Below are 24,627 nucleotides of genomic sequence, written 5' to 3' on the forward strand. Positions count from 1 at the left end.
CTCGGCTCCTGATTATTTAGCGGTCTTACGGTATTGCTCGATGAGTTCGATAAAGTGATCGAACAGCGGTGCGGCATCGTGCGGGCCAGGGCTGGCTTCCGGGTGACCCTGGAAGCTGAACGCGGGCTTATCGGTGCGATGAATCCCCTGCAGGGTATGGTCAAACAGCGACTTGTGCGTCACGCGCAGGTTCGCAGGCATAGAAGCTTCATCGACGGCAAAGCCGTGGTTTTGCGCGGTAATCATCACCGTGTTGTTGTCGATATCTTTTACCGGGTGGTTACCACCGTGGTGCCCGAACTTCATCTTCACGGTTTTGGCACCGCTCGCCAGCGCCAGGAGCTGATGGCCCAGGCAGATGCCGAAGACCGGGATATCGGTTTCGAGGAAAGCTTTGATCGCGTCGATAGCGTAATCGCACGGCGCCGGGTCACCGGGACCGTTTGAGAGGAAGATGCCGTCCGGGTTCATTTTCAAGACTTCATCAGCCGGGGTTTTCGCCGGAACAACCGTCAGGCGACAGCCGCGATCCACCAGCATGCGCAGGATATTGCGCTTGGCGCCGTAATCGTAGGCCACCACGTGGAAAGGCAGTTCACTCTCTTTTTTGGCTTCTGGCAGGTCGCCAGCCAGCGTCCAGCTACCCTGCGTCCAGCTATAAGCTTCTGCGGTAGTGACTTCTTTCGCCAGGTCCATGCCGTTGAGGCCGGGGAAGGCTTTTGCTTTTTCCAGCGCCAGCGCCGCATCGAGGTTGTCCCCTGCGATAATGCAGCCGTTCTGTGCACCTTTTTCGCGCAGAATCCGGGTCAGCTTACGGGTATCGATATCGGCGATTGCCACAATGTTATGGCGCTTCAGGTATGAAGAGAGGTCTTCAGTGTTGCGGTAGTTGCTGGCAATCAGCGGCAGGTCACGAATGACGAGGCCTTGTGCATGTACCTGGGAAGATTCTTCATCGGCGGCATTGGTGCCGACATTGCCGATATGGGGATAAGTAAGGGTGACGATTTGGCGGGAATAGGAAGGATCAGTGAGGATTTCTTGATAACCGGTCATTGAAGTATTGAAAACGACTTCCCCAACCGCCGAACCTGTTGCCCCTATGGCCCGACCGATAAACTGGGTTCCGTCTTCCAGAACCAATAGCGCTGACTTAATCAAAACACCCTCCAGAGAATATTCACTCACTTTATCTGCATATTAATTCACAACCATGTTGCGGATCAATGCAAATTTGTTGCCTGTGGATTTTCGGCAAACGGCGGCATTCTGGAGATTTCGGGGGGGAAAGTCAACTTAAAACGCGTATTTTATTTGTTGTTTTGCGTCACTGGTGGCGAAGAGAGGTTTTAAGCGCTGAAAAGATCAAATAAATCACACAGGAAATCGCTTGCGGAGGGGTTTAATTAACAATTATCAATGAGGAGGGCCTAAAAGTGGACCAGATGGTCAAATTTTACAAAAAAGCAACGATAAATACGCAGATAATTGTTAATAACAACGGCTTTAAAGCAATAACTAGACATAAAACCTAAAATAAAGGGGCAATAAAATATTGCCCCGTGCAATCAAGTGCTTATGACTGCCATAACCACATCACGAAGGGTAATAATCATCATAAATTGTTGAGATCGAGTACATCTCGCATATCAAAAAGACCTTTATCCTTACCTTTTAACCACAAACCCGAACGAATCGCCCCGTTGGCGAATGTCATACGACTCGAAGCCTTATGGGTAATCTCTACGCGCTCGCCGATATCGGCAAACATAGCAGTATGCTCGCCTACAATGTCGCCTGCGCGAACGGTAGCAAAACCGATAGTACCTGGCACACGTTCGCCTGTATGCCCTTCACGAGAGTACACCGCGCAGGACTTCAGATCTTTATCCATGGCCTGAGCAATGGCTTCGCCCATTGCCAGCGCTGTCCCGGATGGGGCATCCACTTTGTAACGGTGATGCGCTTCGACAATTTCTATATCGGTGTAATCACCCATGACTTTTGCCGCCTTCTCCAGCAGCTTGAGCATCACATTGACGCCGACGCTGAAGTTGGCCGCAAAAACGATAGCGATCTCTCCAGACGCGTCCTGAATGGCCTGCTTACCCGCGTCATCAAACCCGGTAGTCCCAATGACCATTCCCTTGCCGTGCTGACGGCAAAACGCCAGGTGATGCAGTGTGCCCTCTGGACGCGTGAAGTCGATGAAGACATCGAAATCCTCTTTTACCGCCTCAAGGCTGCTCTGAACGGTGACGCCAGTTTTCGCGGTTCCTGCCAGTTCACCGGCATCAACCCCCAGCAGAGAAGAGCCTTCGCGCTCCAGTGCGGCACCCAGCGCAACGCCATCCATCTGGAGCGTAGCCTGAATCAACTGACGGCCCATACGGCCGCCTGCGCCCGCGATTGCGACACGGACCTGTGCATCATGCATAGTTATTCTCTTACGTTAAAATGATGTAAATCGTTTTCAGATTAACCAGCCTCCGCCGAAGCCGCCATCTGAAAACGTCGATAATTAGAATTTAATGATAAACAGCAGGAACTATCAGTAAAAGACATGATTTACCGCACTGGGCGGTAAAACAAAAAAGCCAGCAATGAATTGCTGGCTTTGGAAGGATTACTCCACTTCTCGTGCGTCGATTCGCAGCTCTTTAGGGACTTCGAAGACAATATTCTCTTCGCGCCCTTCCAGCGGTATCGCCTCGCCGCCGCCCAGTTCCTGCAGACGGGAAATGACGTTCTGCACCAGGATATCCGGCGCGGAAGCTCCGGCCGTTACGCCAACGCAGGCTGCGTTTTTCACCCATGCTTCCTGAATATCCGTAGCGTCGTCGATCAGAAACGCCGCTTTCCCCATACGCTGGGCCAGCTCGGCCAGGCGATTGGAGTTTGAGGAGTTTTTCGATCCGACCACCAGCACCACATCCGCCTGTTCAGCCAGCGCACGCACGGCTTCCTGACGGTTGGTGGTGGCGTAGCAGATGTCGTCTTTACGCGGCCCGACGATTTTCGGGAAGCGCTGGCGCAATGCGTCGATTACATCAGAGGTGTCATCAACGGAGAGCGTGGTCTGGGTCATAAACGACAGCTTCGCTTCGTTTTTCACGTTCAGCGTTATTACATCTTCCGGCGACTCAACCAGATACATCCCCCCTTCCGGGTTACTGTACTGGCCCATCGTGCCTTCGACTTCCGGGTGGCCTGCGTGACCAATCAGAATAGATTCTTCACCACGACGGCTGGCACGCGCGACTTCCATATGTACTTTTGTCACCAGCGGACAGGTGGCATCAAACACAGTCAGATCGCGGCTTTTCGCCTCGTTACGTACCGCCTGGGAGACGCCGTGGGCGGAGAAGATGAGGATCGCCCCGTCCGGCACTTCACTGAGCTGTTCAATGAAAATGGCGCCGCGCTCGCGCAGGCTGTCGACCACGTAGCGGTTATGCACCACTTCATGACGCACGTAAATAGGGGCGCCGTAAATTTCCAGCGCATTTTCAACAATGCTGATAGCGCGGTCTACACCGGCGCAGAAACCGCGCGGGTTAGCCAACAGGATCTGCATTTCACGCCTCCAGTGCCGGATCGATCTCCAGCACTTCGATATCAAAATGGACCGTACGCCCGGCAAGGGGATGGTTGAAATCGACGGTAATAGAGTCACCGTTAATTTCGCGGATCACGCCAGGCATTTCGCTGCCATCCATTGCGGTAAAGAGCATAATTGCCCCAATCTCAGGTTCACCCGCATCCATAAATTCACGGCGCGAGAAATACTGGATCAGGTCCGGGGTCGGCACGCCAAATGCCGCGTCCGGCTCCAGAGAAAAGGCTTTTGTCTCACCCTCTTTCAACCCCAGAAGCTGCTGCTCCAGGCCTTCAGAAAGCGAGGTATCACCAAGACGAAACAGCGCAGGCTTACCATTATTGCGGGTAGACTCAGCCGTGGAACCATCATCAAGTTTCAGGGTGAAGTGAACGAGGATCGCGCTGTTGCTCTGTACGGATTTAGACATGCAAGTTGCTCGCTGGTTTTGCCCGGTGACGCTACACCACCGGGCGAGTATGTTACGCCTGCTCTTTTGCGGCCGGTTTCGGCAAGAAGCCTTCCAGCACGATTAACACCGCGCCTACGCAAATTGCGCTATCGGCCAGGTTAAAGGTGGCGAAGTGCCAGTTGCCGACATAGAAGTCGATCATATCGACCACAAAGCCGTGCCACAGACGGTCAAACAGGTTGCCCAGCGCGCCGCCAATGATCAGCGCGTAAGCGATATTGTTAAGCTTCTGCGTCGCCTTAGCGCGGTACATCAGCACTGCCAGCACCACACAGATACCGAAAGCGATACCCGCAAAGAACCAGCGCTGCCAGCCGCCGCTGTCGGCGAGGAAGCTAAAAGCCGCACCGTAGTTGCGCGCATAATGCAGATTAAGCGACGGGAACAGCGGGACCGTATCCCCCAGAGCGAAATTCTGGAGGATCAGGAACTTGCTACCCAAATCGATAATCAGCACAACCACGACCAGCCACAGCCAGCGCAGTCCCGTTGAACTCAGAGATTTACTCATCAGGCAAACTTACGTTTTTCGCCATCACCGGCGACGTTGCTGACACAGCGTCCGCAGATATCTGCGTGTTCCGCCACCTGGCCAACATCGGTGGTGTAGTGCCAGCAGCGCGGGCACTTCTCACCGTCGGCTTTGCTCAGCGCGACTTTCAGTCCTTTGAGCAGTTCACTCTGCTGAGCATCAGCAGAAGCGTCAGCATAATCCGCAACTTTCGCACCGGAGGTCAACAGGACAAATCGCAATTCATCGCCCAGCGCCGTCAGTTTTGCCGCCAGCTCAGGTTCCGCGTACAGGGTGACTGCCGCTTCCAGTGAGCCGCCGACTTTCTTGTCAGCACGCGCCTGCTCAATCACCTTGTTCACTTCGCCACGCACTTTCAGCAGCGCGTCCCAGTAAGTATGGTTCATCGCTTCAGTGCTGGAGAGATCAAACAGACCTTCATACCACTCACCGGTGAAGACATACTTCTCGCGATCGCCCGGCAGGTAGCCCCAGATTTCATCTGCGGTGAAGGACATGATCGGTGCCATCCAGCGTACCAGCGCTTCTGCAATGTGATAAAGCGCGGTCTGGCAGCTACGACGCGCCACGCTGTCCGCTTTCGCGGTGTACTGACGGTCTTTGATGATGTCGAGGTAGAACGAGCCCATTTCGATGGAGCAGAAGCGCATCAGGCGCTGCACCACTTCGTGGAAGTCGTAAGACTCGTAAGCTTTTACGATGTCTTCCTGCGCCGCTTTGGCACAGCCTACCGCCCAACGGTCCAGCACAACCATCTCTTCCGGTTTCACCATGTCTTTTGCCGGATCAAACCCGTTAAGGTTCGCCAGCAGGAAGCGCGCGGTGTTACGGATACGACGATAGCTGTCGGCGGCACGCTTCAGGATTTCATCAGAAACGGCCATTTCGCCGGTGTAGTCGGTAGAGGCAACCCACAGACGCAGAATGTCCGCGCCCAGTTTGTTCATCACGTCCTGCGGAGAGACGGTGTTGCCGATAGATTTGGACATCTTACGGCCCTGACCATCAACGGTGAAACCGTGGGTCAGTACCTGGCGGTATGGCGCTTTACCTTTCATGGCGGTGGAGATCATCAGCGATGACATGAACCAACCGCGGTGTTGGTCAGACCCTTCCAGATACATATCGGCGGCGTGACCGGCAAACTCAGGGCGCACATCCACAACGGAAGAGTGGGTAGAACCGGAGTCAAACCACACGTCCAGGGTGTCGGGCACTTTCTCGTAGTTGTCTGCGTCCGCGCCCAGGATGTCGCGGACGTCGAGATCCCACCACGCCTGAATGCCGTCAACTTCGACGCGCTTCGCCACTTCTTCCATCAGCTCCAGCGAGTTCGGATGCAGCTCTTGCGTCTCTTTATGGACGAACAGAGACATCGGCACGCCCCAGGTACGCTGACGGGAGATACACCAGTCAGGACGGTTAGCCACCATGGATTCGATACGCGCCTGGCCCCAGTCCGGGATCCACTGCACGCCTTTGATCTCTTTCAGCGACTGCGCGCGCAGACCTTTCTGATCCATGCTGATGAACCACTGCGGGGTCGCACGGAAAATGATCGGTGATTTGTGACGCCAGCAGCACGGATAGCTGTGCTGCATTTTCTCAACGTGCAGCAGCGCGCCGCTGATGCGCAGGATGTCAACGATGATGTCGTTGGCTTTAAAGACGTTGATACCGTCCAGCGCCGGGTAAGTGCCAGGCAGGTAAGAGCCGTCCGGACCCACTGGGTTCGCGATTTCCAGACCGTATTTCAGGCTGATGTTGTAGTCGTCAGGACCGTGGCCACCGGCGGTGTGAACCGCACCGGTACCCGCGTCCAGCGTCACGTGGTCACCCAGGATGGCCGGAACGTCGAAGTCCAGGAACGGGTGTTTAAAGCGCATCAGCTCCAGGGCGTCACCTTTGACGGTGCCCAGAATGCTGTAGTCGGTGATGTTCGCGCGTTTCAGTACGCTCTCGACCAGATCTTTCGCCAGGATAACCGCGCGGCCTTCAATCTGCACCAGCGCGTATTCAAACTCGCTGGAGAGGGAGATTGCACGGTTGGCTGGCAGGGTCCACGGGGTGGTGGTCCAGATCACCAGAGAGATCGGGCCATTTACGCCAGGCAGACCAAATTTACCTTTGACTGCATCCTGATCGACCGCTTCGAAAGCAACGTCGATAGATGGCGAGGTTTTGTCGTAATACTCAACTTCCGCTTCTGCCAGCGCAGAACGGCAGTCCACGCACCAGTGCACCGGCTTCGCGCCTTTATGCAGGTGGCCGTTACCGATGATTTTGCCCAGCGCACGGATGATGTTGGCTTCGGTTTTGAAATCCATGGTCAGGTACGGGTGCGACCAGTCGCCCAGCACGCCCAGACGGATAAAGTCTTTACGCTGACCATCAACCTGCTGTGCTGCGTATTCGCGGCATTTTGCACGGAACTCGGCCGCGGTGAACTTCTCACCCGGTTTGCCATATTCCTGCTCTACTTTCAGCTCGATTGGCAGACCATGGCAGTCCCAGCCCGGTACGTAAGGCGAGTCATATCCCGCAAGTCCTTTGGACTTCACGATAATGTCTTTCAGAATCTTGTTTACAGAGTGACCAATATGAATGCTGCCATTCGCATATGGAGGGCCATCATGCAGAATGAAGGTTTTTTTGCCTTTCTTGGCTGCACGGATGATGCCGTACAGGTCATCATCGGTCCAACGCGCCAGCATTCCCGGTTCGCGCTTGGCGAGATCGCCGCGCATTGGGAACCCTGTTTCCGGCAAATTCAGGGTTGATTTATAGTCACTCATCAGATTCTCGGTTCCGTATTTATCACTCAGGCGTTACGCCGGGTTTGAAAGCCCAAAAAATTCCCGGGCCGTTAACTCATCTCTCGCGATTTGCGCTTTCAACTCATCAAGCGAAGCAAATCGCTGCTCATTGCGTATTTTTTTACGCAGGATTACATCTATATGGCGACCGTAGAGGTCCATTACAACGTCCAGCAGATGCACTTCCAGTTGCTGACGTACGCCAGCAACTGTCGGACGGGTGCCAATATTGGCCACGCCCGGCAAGGGCTTATCGCCCAGTCCTGTCACTTCTACCGCATAGACCCCTTTTACCGGGGAGACCTGACGACGCAGCGGTAAGTTCGCCGTCGGAAAACCAATGGTGCGGCCCAGCTCATCACCATGCACGACGCGTCCGGAAATAGTAAACGGACGCCCTAGCAGGTTCTCTGCCGCGTCGAGTTTATCTTCCGCCAGCGCTTGCCGCACAGCCGTGCTGCTGACGCGCACTCCGCCTTCACAGAAAGTTTGCGTGCTGGTCACGTCAAAGCCGTACTCGAGGCCAGCCTTCTGTAATAGCAAGAAATCCCCCTGACGACCAGCGCCAAAGCGGAAATCATCACCCACGGCGAGAAACTGTACGCCAAGTCGTTTCACCAACAGGTCGCCAACAAAATTTTGCGCCGTCAGTGCGGCAAAACGTCTGTCAAAACGCACGCACAGCACGTAGTCGACGCCGCATTGCGCCAGATAGCGCAATTTCTCGCGCAGGCGAGTCAGACGCGCAGGGGCTTTTTCGCTGGCAAACAGCTCCAGCGGTTGTGGTTCAAATATCATGACCACTACCGGCAGGCCACGCGCCCGCCCCTCTTCGCGTAATCCTTGCAACAGCGCCTGATGCCCACGATGCACGCCGTCGAAATTACCAATAGTCAGCACACACCCGTGCGGGGCCTGACTGAGATTATGTATGCCGCGTATCAGCTTCATGACTGGCTCAAAACAGTGAAAATCGCCCGAGTATACCTTGTACAGCGATTAAGGTTAACCGACGATTGTCGCCGTAAAAGAGAAAGCCGTAATGATTTCATCACGCTTGCCTTTCAAAGCGAAAAAATCTGCCTGTGTTAGACGTTTTTTGTGCCGAAAAGCTGTATTCAGCCCTCACAAGCTGGTAGAATCCTGCGCCATCAATACGTAACGAGCGTTGTCACACTAACGGCGCTTATTTGCACAAATCCATTGACAAAAGAAGGCTAAGAGGTCATATTCCTCGGCCTTTGAATTGTCCACATAGATCATATTTGGGAGTTGGACCTTGGCTAATATCAAATCAGCTAAGAAACGTGCCGTTCAGTCTGAAAAGGCTCGTAAGCACAATGCAAGCCGTCGCTCTATGATGCGTACTTTCATCAAGAAAGTATACGCAGCTATCGAAGCAGGCGACAAAGCTGCTGCACTGAAAGCATTTAACGAAATGCAACCAATCGTGGATCGTCAGGCTGCTAAAGGTCTGATCCACAAAAACAAAGCAGCGCGTCATAAAGCAAACCTGACCGCGCAGATCAACAAACTGGCTTAATCGTCGCTTGTTGTTGCTTGTTTTAAAAGAACCCGCTTAACGCGGGTTTTTTTATGCCCTTAGCGCACAGGTGGCGTAAACAGCGATGCGTAGTTCTGATTACAGATGCGCTGCACCGCCGGGTGCTGGATCATTCGTTCAGCAAAAATGGCGTGGTACTCTTCCATCACATTGTCCACTCTGCCAATCTCGGTCACTCTGTCGTCGGTATAGAGATCGTGCGCATAAAGCGTCGGTGCCACGAAGATAGCGTTGTGCGCCTCGCCGAAAGCTTTCATTAGTGCGGCATCATCAAACTCACCCAGAATCTCAACGTTAAGCCCCTGTGAGGTAAACCAGTTCAGCAGCTTGCGTCCTAACATAGAACGACGGCCTGGCACCAGCAGGCGACGCTCTTCAAGACAGGCGGGGAAGGGTTTTTCCGGCGGAGGGTTGATGCACCAGAAACTGACACCGCATTCGCCGATTTTTACCGAGAACAGCCCCTCCTGCTGCGTGGAATCAATGGGGCAGTCGGAGATAATAATATCCAGCTTATGCTGGCTCAGTTGCTCCAGCAGCATCTCGTGTGTCGATTCAAAACAGCGCAAGTGAATTTGCTCGTCTGCCACCACCGCCGCATCCAGCACGCCGCTCACCAACCGTTTTGAGAGCGCATCCGCCACCCCCACATCGAAGAGCAAGTTCGACTCTTTGCGGTAGTTAACGATATCCAGCATCTCCTGGCTCAGGGTGAACATTTTATCGGCGTAGCGGAACACCAGCTCGCCCAGTTCGCTTGGTTCAATGCCCCGCCCTTTACGCTTAAAGAGTTTGCCTTGCAGGCGTTCTTCAAGCGCTTTGATCTGCCCGGTAATGGTCTGGGGCGTGAGATAGAGCGCCTCAGCAGCCCCTACCACCGAGCCCTCTTTATAGACGTGCCAGAAGTAGTACAGATGGTTGTAATTAATATGAGACATGCGTGCTTCTCTCCCTGCTAATTTTGACGGGAGGGCACCCTTGCCCTCCCCCGATTCTCTTTAGGCCGGATGCTGCTGCTCCGGTAGTTTCATCTTCAGTAAGGTGTAGCCCACAAACGCGGCCAACAACGAGCCTGTTAAAATGCCCAGCTTAGCCCAGACGATAAGCTCCGGGGCATGCGAGCCAAACGCCAGCGTCGAAATGAAAATCGACATTGTAAAACCGATACCACATAGCACGCCGACCGCCATAATTTGTCGACCGGTGGTGCCGTGCGGCAGCGATGCCAGCTTCAGTTTCAGCGCCAGCCAGCAGAACAGGCTAATCCCCAGCGGCTTACCAATAAACAGCCCGGCGATGATCCCCAGCGGCAGCATGGAGGTCAGGCCCGCCAGCGTCACACCGTCCAGCGATACCCCCGCGTTCGCAAAAGCAAACAGCGGCAGGATCAAAAAGGCGACCCACGGGTGTAAAACATGCTCGAGCTGTTTCGCCGGAGATTTACCCTCCTGCTGCTTCAGGGGGACGAAGAAACCGACGATGACCCCGGCCAGGGTCGCATGGACCCCCGATTTCAGTACCGCCGTCCATAAGACCATGCCCACCAGCACATAGATGCCCACCCGGCGCACGTTACAGATATTCAAAAGTGCCAGTACCGCAATCGCGGCCGCCGCGACGCCCAGAGAGAGCATCGACAGATCGCTGGTGTAGAACAGTGCGATGATTATAATCGCGCCCAGATCATCGATGATCGCCAGCGCCATCAGGAAGATTTTAAGCGCCATGGGCACGCGATTGCCGAGCAGTGCCAGCACCCCAAGGGCAAACGCAATATCGGTCGCAGCCGGTATCGCCCAGCCGTGACGCGCAACAGGATCCTGGTAGTTAAACGCCAGGTAAATCAACGCTGGCACCACCATACCGCCAAGGGCGGCAATCACCGGAAAGGCTGCACGCTGCCGGCTGGCCAACGATCCCAGCACCAGTTCGCGCTTCACCTCCAGGCCCACTAGCAGGAAGAAGACCGCCATCAACGCGTCGTTAATCCACAGCAGCATGTTTTTATTGATCTCCAGAACCCCGACTTTTAACTCGACGGGGGTTTCCAGAAAAGCGTGATACATGCTCTGAGTGACATTCAGGTTCGCCAGCATCATTGCCAGCGCCGCGGCAATAATCAGAATGATGCCGCTGGACGCTTCGCTATTAAAGAAACGCTGTAATAATTTCATTTAAGTTCTCTCTTACCACAATACCTCGATAAAACCATAATACCAAGCCACACATATCGGTAAAAACAGATATATATTGCCAATACATTCAGTTTTACCGAGCAATCCCTGCAAAAACAAAAAGCCCGGAATCGCTTCCGGGCTTTCAGAGACAGGCTTCTGCTAAGTGATTAGCGAGTCAGGTCATCAAAGAATTTTTTGACGCCATCGAAGAAGCTTTTAGAACGCGGGCTATTCTTTTCACCCGTCGGACCGCCGAAGCTCTCCTGCAACTCTTTCAGCAGCTGTTTCTGTTTATCGTTCAGGCCGACCGGGGTCTCTACTACCACGCGACACAGCAGGTCACCCTGTGCACCACCGCGGACAGATTTCACGCCTTTACCGCGCATACGGAACAGCTTGCCGGTCTGAGTTTCACCTGGCACTTTCAGGTTCACGCGCCCATCCAGCGTCGGCACTTCGATTTCACCACCCAGCGCAGCCATGGCGAAGTTGATCGGCACTTCGCAGTAAAGGTTATTGCCTTCACGCTCAAAGATAGCGTGCTGCTTCACCTGAACCTGAACGTACAGATCGCCTGCCGGTGCACCGTGCTCACCCGCTTCGCCTTCGCCAGCCAGACGGATACGATCGCCCGTATCCACACCTGCCGGGATTTTAACCGACAGCGTTTTGGTTTTCTCGACGCGACCGTGGCCATGACACTTGTTGCAAGGGTCTTTAATCAGCGTACCGCGACCATGACAGTGTGGACACGCCTGCTGTACCGCGAAGAAGCCCTGACGCATCTGTACCTGGCCGGAACCGTGACAGGTCGGACAGGTTTGCGGCTGCGTACCCGCTTTGGCACCGCTACCATGGCAGATGTCGCACTCTTCCAGAGTCGGAATGCGGATCTCTTTAGTCACACCGCGAACGGCTTCTTCAAGAGACAGCTCCATGTTGTAGCGCAGATCGGCACCGCGCGCCGCGCGCTGACGACCACGGCCGCCGCCAAAGATATCGCCAAATACGTCGCCAAAGATATCGCTGAAGTCCGCACCGCCGCCGCCGAAGCCACCGCCGTATCCGCCCCCACCGCCTTGTTCAAACGCGGCGTGGCCATACTGATCGTAGGCAGCACGTTTTTGGGCGTCGGTCAGGATCTCATACGCTTCTTTAATCTCTTTAAATTTCGCTTCGGCCTCTTTGTCACCCTGGTTACGGTCCGGGTGAAACTTCATGGCCAGGCGCTTGTAGGCCTTTTTGATTTCACGCTCTTCCGCACTTTTCGGAACGCCTAAAATCTCGTAATAGTCTTGCTTTGCCATTGTTTTTTTTAAGCCCCTTAACATGCAAGCACGGGCGGAGAGGAAACCTCTTCGCCCGTGCCGGTTAATTACCCTGCATCAGGGCGATTATTTTTTGTCTTTAACTTCTTCGAACTCAGCGTCGACAACGTCGTCGTCTTTTGCGTTGTTCTGGGAAGCGTCAGCACCCGCGCCAGCCTGCTGCTGAGCGTGTTGCTGCTGAGCGATTTCCATCAGTTTCTGGGAAACCTGCGCCAGCTCCTGCATCTTCGCTTCGATATCTGCTTTATCTTCGCCTTTCAGAGACGTTTGCAGTGCAGTCAGCGCCGCTTCGATTGCAGTTTTGTCGTCAGCTGGCAGCTGTTCGCCTGCTTCTTCAACCTGCTTACGGGTGCTGTGCAGCAGATGGTCGCCCTGGTTACGGGTCTGTACCAGCTCTTCAAACTTACGGTCGGATTCGGCGTTTGCTTCCGCTTCCTGAACCATTTTCTGGATCTCTTCTTCATTCAGACCGGAAGAGGCCTTGATGGTGATCTTCTGCTCTTTACCGCTGTTTTTGTCTTTCGCGGAAACGTGCAGGATACCATCAGCATCGATATCGAAGGTCACTTCGATCTGCGGCATGCCGCGCGGTGCCGGGTTGATACCATCGAGGTTAAACTGACCCAGAGATTTGTTATCGCCGGCACGTTTACGCTCACCCTGCAGCACATGGATGGTTACCGCAGACTGGTTGTCTTCAGCGGTAGAGAACACCTGGCTGTGCTTGGTCGGGATGGTGGTGTTTTTGTTGATCAGCGCAGTCATCACGCCGCCCATGGTTTCGATACCCAGAGAGAGCGGGGTAACGTCCAGCAGCAGTACGTCTTTCACTTCACCAGTCAATACACCACCCTGAACGGCAGCACCGATAGCAACGGCTTCGTCCGGGTTAACGTCTTTACGCGGCTCTTTACCAAAGAATTCAGCGACTTTCTTCTGAACCATTGGCATACGAGTCTGACCACCGACCAGGATAACGTCCTGGATGTCAGACACGGACAGGCCAGCGTCCTGCAGTGCAACTTTCAGCGGCTCGATAGAACGGTTAACCAGATCTTCTACCAGGCTTTCCAGTTTCGCACGGGTCACTTTGATGTTCATGTGTTTAGGACCGGTCGCGTCTGCAGTGATGTACGGCAGGTTCACGTCGGTCTGCTGAGCGGAAGAGAGTTCAATCTTCGCTTTCTCAGCGGCTTCTTTCAGGCGCTGCATCGCCAGCGGATCGTTACGCAGGTCGATGCCCTGATCTTTCTTGAATTCGTCAACGAGGTAGTTGATCAGACGGGTATCGAAGTCTTCACCACCCAGGTGGGTATCACCGTTGGTTGCCAGAACTTCGAAGGTTTTTTCGCCATCAACTTCGTCGATTTCGATAACAGAGATATCGAAGGTACCACCACCCAGGTCGTAAACCGCGATAGTACGGTTGCCCACTTCTTTATCCAGACCGTAAGCCAGTGCAGCTGCGGTTGGTTCGTTGATGATACGCTTAACTTCCAGACCTGCGATACGGCCAGCATCTTTGGTTGCCTGACGCTGAGCATCGTTGAAGTATGCAGGAACGGTAATAACTGCTTCAGTTACCGGTTCGCCCAGGTAATCTTCCGCCGTTTTCTTCATTTTCTTCAGCACTTCTGCAGAGATCTGCGGTGGTGCGGTTTTGGTGCCTTTCACATCAAGCCATGCGTCGCCGTTATCGGCAGCAATGATTTTGTACGGCATGATGGAAACGTCACGCTGCACTTCTTCGTCCTGGAAGCGGCGGCCAATCAGGCGTTTGATCGCAAACAGGGTGTTTTGCGGGTTTGTCACTGCCTGACGTTTAGCCGGCTGACCAACCAGAGTTTCACCATCCTGGGTATAAGCAATGATAGAAGGCGTGGTGCGATCGCCCTCGGCGTTCTCCAGCACACGTGCAGTAGTGCCGTCCATAATCGCTACACAAGAGTTGGTAGTACCCAGGTCGATACCAATAATTTTACCCATCTAAACGTCTCCACTAAAAATTCGATCAACATGTGGTTGTGTACCTGTAATAAGGGCAGAAGGTGCTTTTTCAACTGCCCAGATCTGTTTTTTTTCAGGTCCACTCACTGCGGTTGACTACAAGATGGGGTCGCCACGGCATCCATCAAGGGGGAAGGATAAAAAATATTTTAATTTCACCCTGATCAGATCATAGACGGCATCGATAGCGCCCATTATGATGCCGCGCCCCGTCAGGGAGAATTGACGCGGGATTCACCATTTCACCATATTAATGATGATTTTTTTGAGGACTTATGGGCAACACTAAGTTGGCTAATCCGGCTCCGCTGGGCCTGATGGGTTTTGGCATGACCACCATCCTGCTGAACCTGCATAACATCGGGCTCTTCCCGATGGATGGCATTATCCTGGCGATGGGCATTTTTTACGGCGGTATCGCGCAAATCTTCGCGGGCCTGCTGGAATATAAGAAAGGCAATACCTTCGGTTTAACGGCATTTACCTCCTACGGTTCGTTCTGGCTGACGCTGGTCGCAATTCTGCTGATGCCTAAAATGGGTCTGACAGAAGCGGCGAACGGCCACTTCCTGGGTGTCTACCTGGGCCTGTGGGGCGTCTTCACCCTGTTCATGTTCTTCGGTACGCTGACCAGCAACCGCGCGTTGCAGTTTGTGTTCCTGAGCCTGACCGTCCTGTTTGCCCTGCTGGCAATCGGCCATCTCGTGGATAACGAAGGCATCGTTCATGTCGCGGGCTGGATTGGCCTGGTTTGCGGCGCAAGCGCTATCTACCTGGCGATGGGTGAAGTGCTGAATGAGCAGTTTGGTCGTACCGTGCTGCCTATTGGTGAAAAACACTAATCCGCTCTTTAACGTGCCTGCCCTCGCAGGCACGTCTCCTCTCCCGCTTACTTTTCCAGCAAAACCCAAACAATTAATCAATGAAAGAGCAATAACTCCATCATTGAATTGATAAGCATTATCACTTTGCATACCCTCCCCCGGTATCTCCCGGATAATGGATATCAGGCAGCACGACCAACAGGAAGGTGGGAGACAGACGATTTTGTTGTGTTGCTTAAGGTTATCCAATGAATTCCAGCCTTGCCGCCGCCGTAAAGCCTGACGAAACGACCGTTGCCGCCCACTATCGCCGGGTGGTGCTACGCCGCTACGCACTCGCGGGCGTGCTTCTGCTATTTATACTCTGCTCGCTGCTGCTTGATTTCACCCTTGGCCCTTCGGGCATGTCGGTATCAACGCTCTGGCATACGCTATTCCATGCCGATGCCGCCGATGCAGGTACGCGCGTTATCGTCTGGGATATCCGTCTTCCCTTCGCTCTGATGGCGATCGTCGTCGGGATGGCGCTGGGACTGGCGGGCGCAGAGATGCAAACCATCCTGAATAACCCCCTTGCCAGCCCCTTTACGCTGGGCGTTTCGTCGGCCGCCTCGTTTGGCGCCGCGCTGGCAATCGTGCTTGGTCTTGGCATCCCCGGCGTACCGGATCAATGGTTTATCTCAGTCAACGCCTTCGTCTTTGCCCTGATGGCCTGTTTTATTCTCGATGGTATTAGCCGTTGGACGCGCGTGGCGACCTCCGGGGTGGTGCTCTTCGGCATCGCCCTCGTCTTTACCTTTAATGCGCTGATCTCAATTTTGCAATTTGTTGCCAGCGAAGACACGTTACAAGGGCTGGTTTTCTGGACCATGGGCAGCCTCGCCCGCGCTTCATGGGATAAGCTTGGCATCATGACACTGGTCCTGCTTGTCGTCGCGCCGCTGTCATTGAAAAACGCCTGGAAGCTCACCGCCCTGCGCCTTGGTGAAGATCGTGCCGTGAGCTTTGGCATTAATGTTCGTCAGCTACGCCTGACAACCTTGCTGCGCATCAGCATCATTTCAGCGTTGACCGTGGCCTTTGTCGGCCCGGTAGGCTTTATCGGCCTGGTGGCCCCTCATATTTCACGCATGATGTTTGGCGAGGATCACCGTTTCTATCTGCCGGGCAGCATGTTTATTGGTGCGCTGGTGTTGTCACTGGCGTCGGTGATGTCTAAAAATATCGTCCCTGGCGTCATCATTCCTGTGGGCATTGTCACCTCCCTGGTCGGCGTACCCTTCTTCCTGAGCATTATCATTCGCCACCGGGGTACGCTGTGATGGACGGCCTGCTGATTCGCGATCTTCATACGGGCTACCGTAAAAAGAACATTATCGAGGGACTCACTACCCCACTTCTGCCGCGCGGCAAAATCACTGCCCTGCTGGGGCCCAATGGCTCAGGCAAATCCACGCTGTTGCGCGCGCTGGCCGATCTTAATCCGGCCGAAGGCAGCATTGAACTCAACGGCGAAAACCTGATGCACTTGTCGGGCGCTGAGCGCGCGCAAAAAGTCGTTTATCTGCCCCAGTCGCTGCCTGCAGGAGTGCATTTGCACGCGCTTGAGTCGGTGATGGTGGCGCGCCGCGCCAGCGGATATCAGCAGCAGGGTAATGCCGAGCAAGAGGCCTTTGCGATCCTCGACAAGCTGGGGGTTGCTCACCTGGCCATGAGCTTCCTCGACCAACTCTCCGGCGGACAGAAACAGCTGATTGGTCTGGCGCAGTCGCTGATCCGCCAGCCCGATCTGCTGCTGCTGGATGAACCCTTAAGCGCTCTCGATCTCAATTATCAGTTCCACGTCATGGATATCGTCGCACGGGAAACGCGCCTGCGAAATATCGTCACCCTGGTGGTTATCCATGACATCAACATCGCGCTGCGCCACGCCGAGTACGCCACGATGTTAAAAAACGGCGCGCTCATTGCCAGCGGCAGGCCCGACGAGGTCGTTACGCCCGCCAATCTGGCGACGGTATATGGCGTAGAAGGCCGGGTGGAATATTGTTCGCAAGGGCTGCCACACGTGGTAGTGGATGGTTTAACGATATAACTAGAATCTGCAGACAGGGGAAATCATGGCAATAAAGAAAGCACTTCTTGGCGTAGCGCTACTGCTCTCGCCACTACTGGCGCTGGCACAAACCTGGCCCGTTACCGTAAAAGATATTGATAACCGCACGGTGACCATTCCACAGGAGCCGCAGCGCATCATATTGCAGGATGGTCGGGATATCCTCACCCTGGCAATGCTGGAACCTAAAGACCCCTTCGCCAAAGTTGTGGCCTGGAACAATCTGCCCAAAAAACAGGACACCGAAACCTGGAACGTTTTGAAACGCAAATGGCCGGAGGCTGAGCGGATCCTCGACATGAAATTCTCCGACCAGGGCAATGTGGATCTGGAAACTGTCATATCGCGTAAGCCGGATCTGATGATTGCTCAACTGCGGGCCAAACCCGCTCTGACCCAGAGCGGAGTCTTAACACAGCTTGAGGCCCTGCATGTGCCCGTGGTGTTTGTGGATTACGAGTTACATCCCGTTGAAAACACTCGCCCCAGCATTTCTCTGTTAGGCAAGGTGCTGGGCCAGCCCGAGCGGGCGCAGGCTTATGTCGACTTCTATCAACAGCGCCTGGACCAGATCCATCAACGCCTGGCCAAAGCCGGGAAAAAACCGCTGGTATTTATTGAGCCCATAGCCGGTGTTGCGGGGCTCGACAACGGCTGCTGCTTTACCCATGCGCGAAACGGCTGGGGCGGCCTGGTCGAGGCTGCTGGTGGAGAAAATATCGGTTCTGCCCTGCTGCCGGGCGCGACGGGGACAGTCTCGGTAGAAAAGATCATTTCAATGAACCCTGACTATTACCTGATGACCGGCTCCAAACGCCCGGGCAAAGGCACCGCCATCATTCCGTTTGGCTACAACGTACAGGCGAATGCGGTGCAATCGGCCTTCACGGCGTTACTGGCGCGACAGGGGGTTAGCAGTATCCCGGCGGTAGAGAAAGGCCATACCGGGGCGCTGTATCATCATTTCTACAACAACCCCTACAACATCATTGCCATCGAAGCGTTGAGTAAAATTTTCTACCCAACGCTGTTTGCCGACGTGGATCCGCTGGCGGATTATCATCTGCTTATCACACGCTTCACTCAGATTCCGGATGACAACATTATTTTGAGCTATACCCCTCATTAACCGGCGCAGGCGCCATCAACTGATGGCGCTCACCGCGTAACCAGAGACCAATTCCCAATCCCATCAATGAGAGCGCCAGCACGTACCAGGCGGGTGCCATCGGCGATACGCCCATTAACAGCGTAACGGCGATGGGGGTTAAGCCACCGAAGATGGCGTACGAGACGTTATAAGAGAATGAGATGCCGGTGAAACGTACCTCTGGCGGGAAGGCGCGAACCATCACGTAGGGCACTGCCCCCACGACACCCACGCAAAGCCCCACCGTGCCATACAACAGGAACAGCTGTTCTGGATGGGCTCCCGCCAGATGATAGAAAGTCCAACTGGAGCCGGCCAGCAAAAGGCTTCCGATAATAAAGGTCACGCTGGAGCCAAAACGATCCACCACCAGGCCGGCAATCAGGCAACCGAAGCAGAGCATAATCGTGGCGATGCTGTTGGCCTGCAGGGTTACCGCCGGCGCGAAGCCATACTGTTTTTGCAGCCAGACGGGCGACATCAGGATCACGACCACGATACCGGCGGAGAGCAGCCAGGTCAGCAGCATGGAGACCACGACGGCTCGCTTATGACGTACCACTACCGCCTTCACCGGCAACTCTTGCGCCAGCGCTTTACGCTGCTGCATCTCCAGGAAGATGGGGGTTTCTTGCAGCCAGCGGCGCAGATACATCGCCACCAGGCCAAATGCACCGCCCAGCAGGAACGGGATACGCCAACCCCAGTCATGCACAGCCTGTTGCGTCATGCTGGTATTGATAAGGGTAGCGACCACCGAGCCGAGCAGGATCCCTATGGTTAACCCGGCGGTTAAGGTTCCGCAGGCGATACCAATGCGGCGTGCCGGAACGTGTTCCGCCACAAACACCCAGGCGCCGGGGACTTCGCCACCAATGGCCGCGCCCTGCAGCAGGCGCATCAGCAGCAGCAACAGCGGAGCAACGATACCCATTGAGGCATAGGTTGGCAGCAGACCGATCGCCAGTGTCGGTACTGCCATCAACAGAATACTGAGCGTAAACATCTTCTTACGCCCCACCAGATCGCCAAAATGCGCCATAATAATGCCGCCCAACGGACGCGCCAGATAGCCTGCAGCAAAAATGCCGAAGGTCTGAACCTGACGCAGCCATTCCGGGATATCAGCCGGGAAGAAGAGCTCTCCTACCACAGCCGCAAAAAAGACGAAGATGATGAAGTCGTAAAACTCCAGCGCGCCACCTAAAGCAGCGAGCGTAAGCGTTTTATAATCCTGACGATTCAGAGGCCGGGTGTAATGTGACATAGCGAACCTGTTTATCTGTGTTGTTGATTTATTTTTACAGCGATCGTAAAGAAAAAATTACTATACCGAAAAACCAACCGCACGCTATCAGCGCTGCAGCTTATGTCACAAAAGCACTAATTTCAGGAGATTGTTTCGCGTCGCGCGCTTTTAGGACGAAAAGCTGCTATCACCTGCGGATCGGTTTCGACGTAAGGACCATCCAGCAGCTGTATACAATACGGTACACTTGCAAAAATACCGGCGACGACCACTTTTCCATCTTCCTCTTTTACCCCTTCCAGCGTCTCTTTAATCGACTTTGGCTGGCCTGGCAGGTTAAGGATCAGTGCTTGCTTACGAATCACTCCAACCTGTCGAGAGAGAATAGCCGTCGGCACAAAGTGCAGGCTAATTTGTCGCATCTGCTCGCCGAAGCCCGGCATTTCGCGATCGGCGATGGCGAGGGTGGCATCCGGTGTCACGTCGCGCCGTGCAGGGCCGGTGCCGCCGGTGGTTAATACCAGGTGGCAGCTCATCTCATCCACCAGCTCGCACAGTGTCTGTTCGATGATGGCCTGTTCGTCGGGGATCAGCCGGGTCTCTATTTCAAATGGGGTTGTCAGTGCGCTGCCCAGCCACGCTTCTAGCGCAGGCAGGCCTTTATCCTGATAAACACCGCTGGAGGCGCGGTCAGAGATCGAGACTAAGCCGATGCGTAAGGTATTCATATTCATTCCATTCAAACAATACTGATTGAAGTGAATGATACACGCAGAGGAGGAATTCAGACAGGAGACAAAAGAAGACGCGTGACCGGGAGCCCGGTCACGCAGAGTGATTACAGCAGATCGCCGATCATTTTTTCCAGTTTTTCCTGGTCGATAGCAAACTTACGGATACCATCCGCCAGCTTGTCTACAGCCATTGGATCCTGGTTGTGCTGCCACAGGAACTCAGACTCGGTAATGCGCTCTGGACGCGCTTTCACTTCGCCGGTGTAAGAGAGTTTACGCTCAATGGCACCTTCGCTCTCTGCCAGCTCTTTCAGCAGCGCAGGGGCGATGGTCAGGCGGTCACAGCCAGCCAGTTCGATGATCTCACCAACGTTACGGAAGCTTGCGCCCATAACGACGGTCTCGTAACCGTGCTGTTTGTAGTATTCGTAGATCTCAGAAACAGAAACCACGCCCGGATCTTCAGCAGCGGCATACTCTTTCTTGTCGGTGTTGGCTTTGTACCAGTCCAGAATACGGCCCACGAACGGAGAGATCAGGTACACGCCTGCTTCCGCACATGCACGCGCCTGCGCGAAGGAGAACAGCAGAGTCAGGTTACAGTTGATACCGTCTTTTTCCAGCTGCTCGGCAGCACGGATACCCTGCCAGGTAGAAGCCAGTTTGATCAGGATACGGTCATTGCTGATACCCGCATCGTTGTACAGTTTGATCAGACGTTTTGCTTTGGTAATTGACGCTTCGGTGTCGTAGGACAGGCGGGCATCAACTTCAGTAGAGATACGACCTGGAACCAGTTTCAGGATTTCCAGACCGATGTTAACAGCCAGTTTATCAGTGGCATCCACAACCTGCTGCGCACGGTCGTTGCTCTGCGCTTTCGCCCAGGTAACAGCGTCGTCGATCAGCTTGCGGTATTCAGGGATCTGGGCGGCGTTAAGGATCAGAGAAGGGTTGGTGGTGGCATCCTGCGGCTGATACAACTTCATTGCCGCGATATCTCCGGTGTCAGCTACGACAGTGGTGAACTGACGAAGGGAGGTCAATTTATCCGTCATGATAGTGTTTCTCTTTACTTGCCCTGGATAATTCGCGTAACCGGCAGGATGCCAGAAACGGAAAAATGACAGGTTTACTTGTTAGGGGGATGTAACCGGTCTGCCCTGATGATAACACGACGGAATGACAGCGCAACCGCAGACAATGCGCTTACGGAGAGTATGATAAACTCAAGAGATTATCTGCTCGCCAATGGCCTGGTTGTTCAATCAGTCATAGCCCTTATCTATGCACTTCGGCATCAACAAGAGGGACGTTAATGCCTGATTTCTTATCCTTTATTAATGAAATTCTCTGGGGTTCGGTGATGATCTACCTGCTTTCTGCGGCAGGTATCTGGTTCACCTTTCGATGCGGTTTTATTCAATTTCGCGCCTTTCGCTACCTCGGAAAAAGTCTGAAAAACAGCCTCTCCCCGCAGCCGGGGGGATTAACCTCATTTCAGGCACTCTGTACGAGCCTGGCGGCGCGCGTCGGCAGCGGTAATCTTACCGGCGTGGCGCTGGCCATCAGCGTCGGTGGCCCTGGCGCCGTTTTCTGGATGTGGGTCACCGCGCTCTTCGGGATGGCCACCGCCTTTGCCGAATGCTCGCTGGCTCAGTTGTATAAAGAGCCGGACAAGCAGGGACAGTTTCGCGGCGGCCCGGCCTGGTATATGGCTCGCGGCCTGGGTATGCGCTGGATGGGCGTGCTGTTCTCCATCTTTCTCCTCATCGCCTATGGGCTGATTTTTAACACCGTACAGGCTAACTCAGTCTCCCACGCCCTGCGCTTTGCCTTTGATTGCCCGGAAATTCTCACCGGCAGCGTGATGGCAATGGCGACGTTGCTGGTGATTGTCACCGGTATTAAAGGGGTTGGCCGCATAATGCAGTGGATGGTGCCGGTCATGGCGCTGCTGTGGGTAGCGGCCAGCCTGGTGGTGAGCGCGCTCAATATTGAGCAACTACCCGATATCTTCACGCTTATCATGAACAGCGCCTTCGGCTGGCGCGAAGCGGGCGCCGGAGTAATGGGCTATACCCTGAGCCAGGCGCTGGCTGCGGGTTTCCAGCGCGGCATGTTTTCAAACGAGGCCGGGATGGGATCTACCCCCAATGCCGCTGCGGCTGCCGCCTCCTGGCCACCGCATCCGGCTGCGCAAGGGATCGTGCAGATGATTGGCGTTGTTGTGGATACCCTGGTTATCTGTACCGCCAGCGCAATGATTGTGTTGTTGGCCGGGCCTGTTGATGATGAGCAGAACGTGGCTGGTATCCAGTTGGTACAGCAGGCGCTCATGAACCTCGCCGGCGGCTGGGGCGCTGGTTTCGTGGCGCTGATTGTCATCCTCTTCGCCTTTAGCTCCATCGTGGTGAATTATATCTATGCGGAGAATAACTTAATCTTTCTCCACCCCACGGCCGGCAAATCGCGCTGGCTGCTGCGCGGCAGTGTAGTCGCCATGGTGGTGATGGGATCGTTACTGAGCCTGCCACTGGTCTGGCAGCTGGCTGACGTGATCATGGCGCTGATGGCGATCACCAACCTGACCGCTATCCTCCTGCTCTCGCCGGTAGTGCTGCTCATCGCCCGGGATTATCTGCGCCAGCGGAAGCTTGGCATCCAGCCCGTCTTTGATGCAGCCCGCTACCCGGACATCGAGGCGCAAATCGCCCCCGGTGCCTGGGATGATTTGCCGCGTCAATAACAGCTATTGATCAACCGTAACGGTTTATTTGATAAAATCGCACCAAATTTCCCGCAAGGACTGGATATGCTGATTCTGATTTCACCTGCCAAAACGCTCGATTACCAGAGCCCGCTTGCCACCGAGCGCTATACCCAGCCTGAGCTGTTGGATTACTCACAACAACTGATTCGCGAAGCGCGCAAACTCAATGCCCCGCAAATCGCGAAGCTGATGAGTATCAGCGATAAACTGGCGGATTTAAATGCTACCCGCTTCCACGACTGGCATCCCGATTTCACACCGGCTAACGCCCGCCAGGCGATTCTCGCCTTTAAAGGTGACGTTTACACCAGTCTGCAGGCGGAAACATTTAGCGAAGCTGACTTCGATTTTGCACAGAAGCACCTGCGCATGCTCTCGGGTCTGTATGGCGTGCTGCGCCCGTTGGATCTGATGCAGCCCTACCGTCTGGAGATGGGTATTCGTCTGGAGAATGCGAAAGGCAAAGATCTTTACCATTTCTGGGGCGAGACCATTACCCAGACGCTGAATGACGCGCTTAAAGAGCAAGGCGATAACGTCGTCATTAACCTGGCCTCTGACGAATACTATAAATCAGTGAAGCCAAAACTACTGAATGCCGGGATCATCAAACCGGTCTTCCTTGATGAGAAGAACGGCAAGTTTAAAGTCATTAGCTTCTACGCCAAAAAAGCCCGTGGGCTGATGACCCGTTACATCATTGAAAATCGCCTGACACAACCGGAACAGCTGACCGCGTTTAATAGCGAAGGGTACTTCTTCGATGAAGAAACTTCAGAAAACGGTGAGTTAGTCTTTAAGCGTCACGAGCAGTAATAACAAACCCCGCCATCAGGCGGGGTTCTTGTTAGTGGTGCTTCCAGCCCGGTCCCGGACGGCGATCGTCCCGGTGGTCATGGTGGTCATGGCGGTCATGATGAGCGTCATGGGCGCGCCAGCGGTTATCACGCCATTCGTAATGTGACTTCCACCAGCTATGGTCGCGCCAGTGGCCGCCATCCCAGTAGTGTCCGTGATTATCCCGATCGCCAATCTGCAGTTTTACCGCAGGTAACAGCGTGATTTCCGATGCCTGTACCGCCATGGGAGCGACCAGCATCAGTGAAAGTGCGATGAGAGCAGGTTTCAGTGTAGACATGGGTGACTCCTTATTCAGCTTGCCCAGCGTGGGCCGATGTAAGGAGATTACGCGAGGAGTTAAGAGGGCGTTATTCTCTGCAATCCTATTCTGTAAGTTACCGCATTTATTGGGAATTTCTGCTTTTTTACTGCTATTTTTCTCCATAA

The 24,627-nt window shown here is 54.4% G+C and carries 22 protein-coding genes and 1 pseudogene; 7 read left to right on the forward strand and 16 right to left on the reverse strand.

Features of this window, described 5'->3' with window-relative positions:
• Positions 1 to 12 precede the first annotated feature (12 nt).
• From carA to B3511_RS15540, 8 genes and pseudogenes are all read right to left on the reverse strand, one after another.
• Positions 13 to 1,161 (reverse strand): glutamine-hydrolyzing carbamoyl-phosphate synthase small subunit, encoded by a 1,149-nt coding sequence (carA, locus tag B3511_RS15505; protein ID WP_046885014.1) that lies wholly within the window; start codon positions 1,159 to 1,161, stop codon positions 13 to 15.
• A 454-nt stretch (positions 1,162 to 1,615) separates the two neighbouring features.
• Positions 1,616 to 2,437 (reverse strand): 4-hydroxy-tetrahydrodipicolinate reductase, encoded by an 822-nt coding sequence (dapB, locus tag B3511_RS15510; RefSeq protein WP_286783734.1) that lies wholly within the window; start codon positions 2,435 to 2,437, stop codon positions 1,616 to 1,618.
• Positions 2,438 to 2,626: 189 nt separating this feature from the next.
• Positions 2,627 to 3,577, reverse strand: coding sequence for a 4-hydroxy-3-methylbut-2-enyl diphosphate reductase (gene ispH / locus B3511_RS15515; protein WP_286783735.1), 951 nt, complete (start codon positions 3,575 to 3,577; stop codon positions 2,627 to 2,629).
• 1 nt (position 3,578) lies between these two features.
• Positions 3,579 to 4,028, reverse strand: coding sequence for an FKBP-type peptidyl-prolyl cis-trans isomerase (fkpB, locus tag B3511_RS15520; protein ID WP_040077225.1), 450 nt, complete (start codon positions 4,026 to 4,028; stop codon positions 3,579 to 3,581).
• Positions 4,029 to 4,080: 52 nt separating this feature from the next.
• Positions 4,081 to 4,581 carry a signal peptidase II gene (lspA, locus tag B3511_RS15525; RefSeq protein ID WP_046885016.1) on the reverse strand — a complete coding sequence of 167 codons (501 nt, stop codon included), beginning with the start codon at positions 4,579 to 4,581 and terminating at the stop codon, positions 4,081 to 4,083.
• Positions 4,581 to 7,397: an isoleucine--tRNA ligase gene (gene ileS, locus B3511_RS15530; RefSeq protein WP_286783736.1), complete on the reverse strand. Its 2,817-nt coding sequence runs from the start codon at positions 7,395 to 7,397 to the stop codon at positions 4,581 to 4,583. The genes lspA and ileS overlap by 1 nt, the downstream gene beginning before the upstream one ends.
• Before the next feature lie 33 nt (positions 7,398 to 7,430).
• Positions 7,431 to 8,369: a bifunctional riboflavin kinase/FAD synthetase gene (gene ribF, locus B3511_RS15535; RefSeq protein ID WP_046885018.1), complete on the reverse strand. Its 939-nt coding sequence runs from the start codon at positions 8,367 to 8,369 to the stop codon at positions 7,431 to 7,433.
• A 7-nt stretch (positions 8,370 to 8,376) separates the two neighbouring features.
• Positions 8,377 to 8,574: pseudogene (locus tag B3511_RS15540) on the reverse strand (DUF2575 domain-containing protein).
• Between the two features lie 123 nt (positions 8,575 to 8,697).
• On the opposite strand from B3511_RS15540, the gene rpsT reads away from it, so the two are divergent.
• Entirely contained in the window at positions 8,698 to 8,961 is a 264-nt protein-coding gene (gene rpsT, locus B3511_RS15545; RefSeq protein WP_001518655.1) for a 30S ribosomal protein S20, read from the forward strand.
• 59 nt (positions 8,962 to 9,020) lie between these two features.
• Here rpsT and nhaR read toward each other — a convergent pair whose 3' ends face one another.
• The 4 genes from nhaR to dnaK all read right to left on the reverse strand — a co-directional run bounded on the left by nhaR (position 9,021) and on the right by dnaK (position 14,473).
• On the reverse strand, positions 9,021 to 9,920 hold the full coding sequence (nhaR, locus tag B3511_RS15550; protein WP_040077230.1) for a transcriptional activator NhaR: 900 nt from the start codon (positions 9,918 to 9,920) through the stop codon (positions 9,021 to 9,023).
• A gap of 60 nt (positions 9,921 to 9,980) precedes the next feature.
• Complete coding sequence (nhaA, locus tag B3511_RS15555) at positions 9,981 to 11,156, reverse strand: Na+/H+ antiporter NhaA (protein WP_046885020.1); 1,176 nt, start codon at positions 11,154 to 11,156, stop codon at positions 9,981 to 9,983.
• A gap of 170 nt (positions 11,157 to 11,326) precedes the next feature.
• Positions 11,327 to 12,466 carry a molecular chaperone DnaJ gene (dnaJ, locus tag B3511_RS15560; RefSeq protein WP_046885021.1) on the reverse strand — a complete coding sequence of 380 codons (1,140 nt, stop codon included), beginning with the start codon at positions 12,464 to 12,466 and terminating at the stop codon, positions 11,327 to 11,329.
• Positions 12,467 to 12,553: 87 nt separating this feature from the next.
• Positions 12,554 to 14,473 (reverse strand): molecular chaperone DnaK, encoded by a 1,920-nt coding sequence (dnaK, locus tag B3511_RS15565; RefSeq protein WP_040077235.1) that lies wholly within the window; start codon positions 14,471 to 14,473, stop codon positions 12,554 to 12,556.
• Positions 14,474 to 14,769: 296 nt separating this feature from the next.
• Here dnaK and satP point away from each other — a divergent pair, with 296 nt between their 5' ends.
• The 4 genes from satP to B3511_RS15585 all read left to right on the forward strand — a co-directional run bounded on the left by satP (position 14,770) and on the right by B3511_RS15585 (position 18,563).
• Entirely contained in the window at positions 14,770 to 15,336 is a 567-nt protein-coding gene (gene satP, locus B3511_RS15570) for an acetate uptake transporter (protein ID WP_286783737.1), read from the forward strand.
• Positions 15,337 to 15,566: 230 nt separating this feature from the next.
• On the forward strand, positions 15,567 to 16,640 hold the full coding sequence (locus B3511_RS15575) for a FecCD family ABC transporter permease (RefSeq protein ID WP_286783738.1): 1,074 nt from the start codon (positions 15,567 to 15,569) through the stop codon (positions 16,638 to 16,640).
• On the forward strand, positions 16,637 to 17,413 hold the full coding sequence (locus B3511_RS15580; protein ID WP_414671880.1) for an ABC transporter ATP-binding protein: 777 nt from the start codon (positions 16,637 to 16,639) through the stop codon (positions 17,411 to 17,413). Before B3511_RS15575 ends, B3511_RS15580 begins: the two co-directional genes overlap by 4 nt.
• 25 nt (positions 17,414 to 17,438) lie before the next feature.
• A complete protein-coding gene (locus B3511_RS15585) occupies positions 17,439 to 18,563 on the forward strand; it encodes an ABC transporter substrate-binding protein (RefSeq protein ID WP_286783739.1) in 1,125 nt (374 codons plus the stop codon).
• Here the strand turns inward: B3511_RS15585 and B3511_RS15590 are convergent.
• The 3 genes from B3511_RS15590 to tal form a co-directional block, all read right to left on the reverse strand.
• Positions 18,538 to 19,851, reverse strand: coding sequence for an MFS transporter (locus tag B3511_RS15590; RefSeq protein ID WP_046885024.1), 1,314 nt, complete (start codon positions 19,849 to 19,851; stop codon positions 18,538 to 18,540). The genes B3511_RS15585 and B3511_RS15590 overlap by 26 nt on opposite strands.
• Before the next feature lie 122 nt (positions 19,852 to 19,973).
• Positions 19,974 to 20,561, reverse strand: coding sequence for a molybdopterin adenylyltransferase (gene mog, locus B3511_RS15595; RefSeq protein WP_040077241.1), 588 nt, complete (start codon positions 20,559 to 20,561; stop codon positions 19,974 to 19,976).
• Between the two features lie 110 nt (positions 20,562 to 20,671).
• Positions 20,672 to 21,625: a transaldolase gene (gene tal, locus B3511_RS15600; protein ID WP_040077242.1), complete on the reverse strand. Its 954-nt coding sequence runs from the start codon at positions 21,623 to 21,625 to the stop codon at positions 20,672 to 20,674.
• 260 nt (positions 21,626 to 21,885) lie between these two features.
• On the opposite strand from tal, the gene B3511_RS15605 reads away from it, so the two are divergent.
• Positions 21,886 to 23,316, forward strand: a complete 1,431-nt coding sequence (locus B3511_RS15605; RefSeq protein WP_286783740.1) for an alanine/glycine:cation symporter family protein — start codon at positions 21,886 to 21,888, stop codon at positions 23,314 to 23,316.
• Positions 23,317 to 23,382: 66 nt separating this feature from the next.
• Positions 23,383 to 24,156 carry a peroxide stress protein YaaA gene (yaaA, locus tag B3511_RS15610; RefSeq protein WP_286783741.1) on the forward strand — a complete coding sequence of 258 codons (774 nt, stop codon included), beginning with the start codon at positions 23,383 to 23,385 and terminating at the stop codon, positions 24,154 to 24,156.
• A 31-nt stretch (positions 24,157 to 24,187) separates the two neighbouring features.
• Here yaaA and B3511_RS15615 read toward each other — a convergent pair whose 3' ends face one another.
• Positions 24,188 to 24,478 carry a DUF2502 domain-containing protein gene (locus tag B3511_RS15615; RefSeq protein ID WP_286783742.1) on the reverse strand — a complete coding sequence of 97 codons (291 nt, stop codon included), beginning with the start codon at positions 24,476 to 24,478 and terminating at the stop codon, positions 24,188 to 24,190.
• Positions 24,479 to 24,627 lie beyond the last annotated feature (149 nt).

The organism is Leclercia sp. UBA1284 (assembly GCF_002308415.1).
In the GTDB taxonomy this organism is placed as follows: domain Bacteria; phylum Pseudomonadota; class Gammaproteobacteria; order Enterobacterales; family Enterobacteriaceae; genus Enterobacter; species Enterobacter pneumoniae.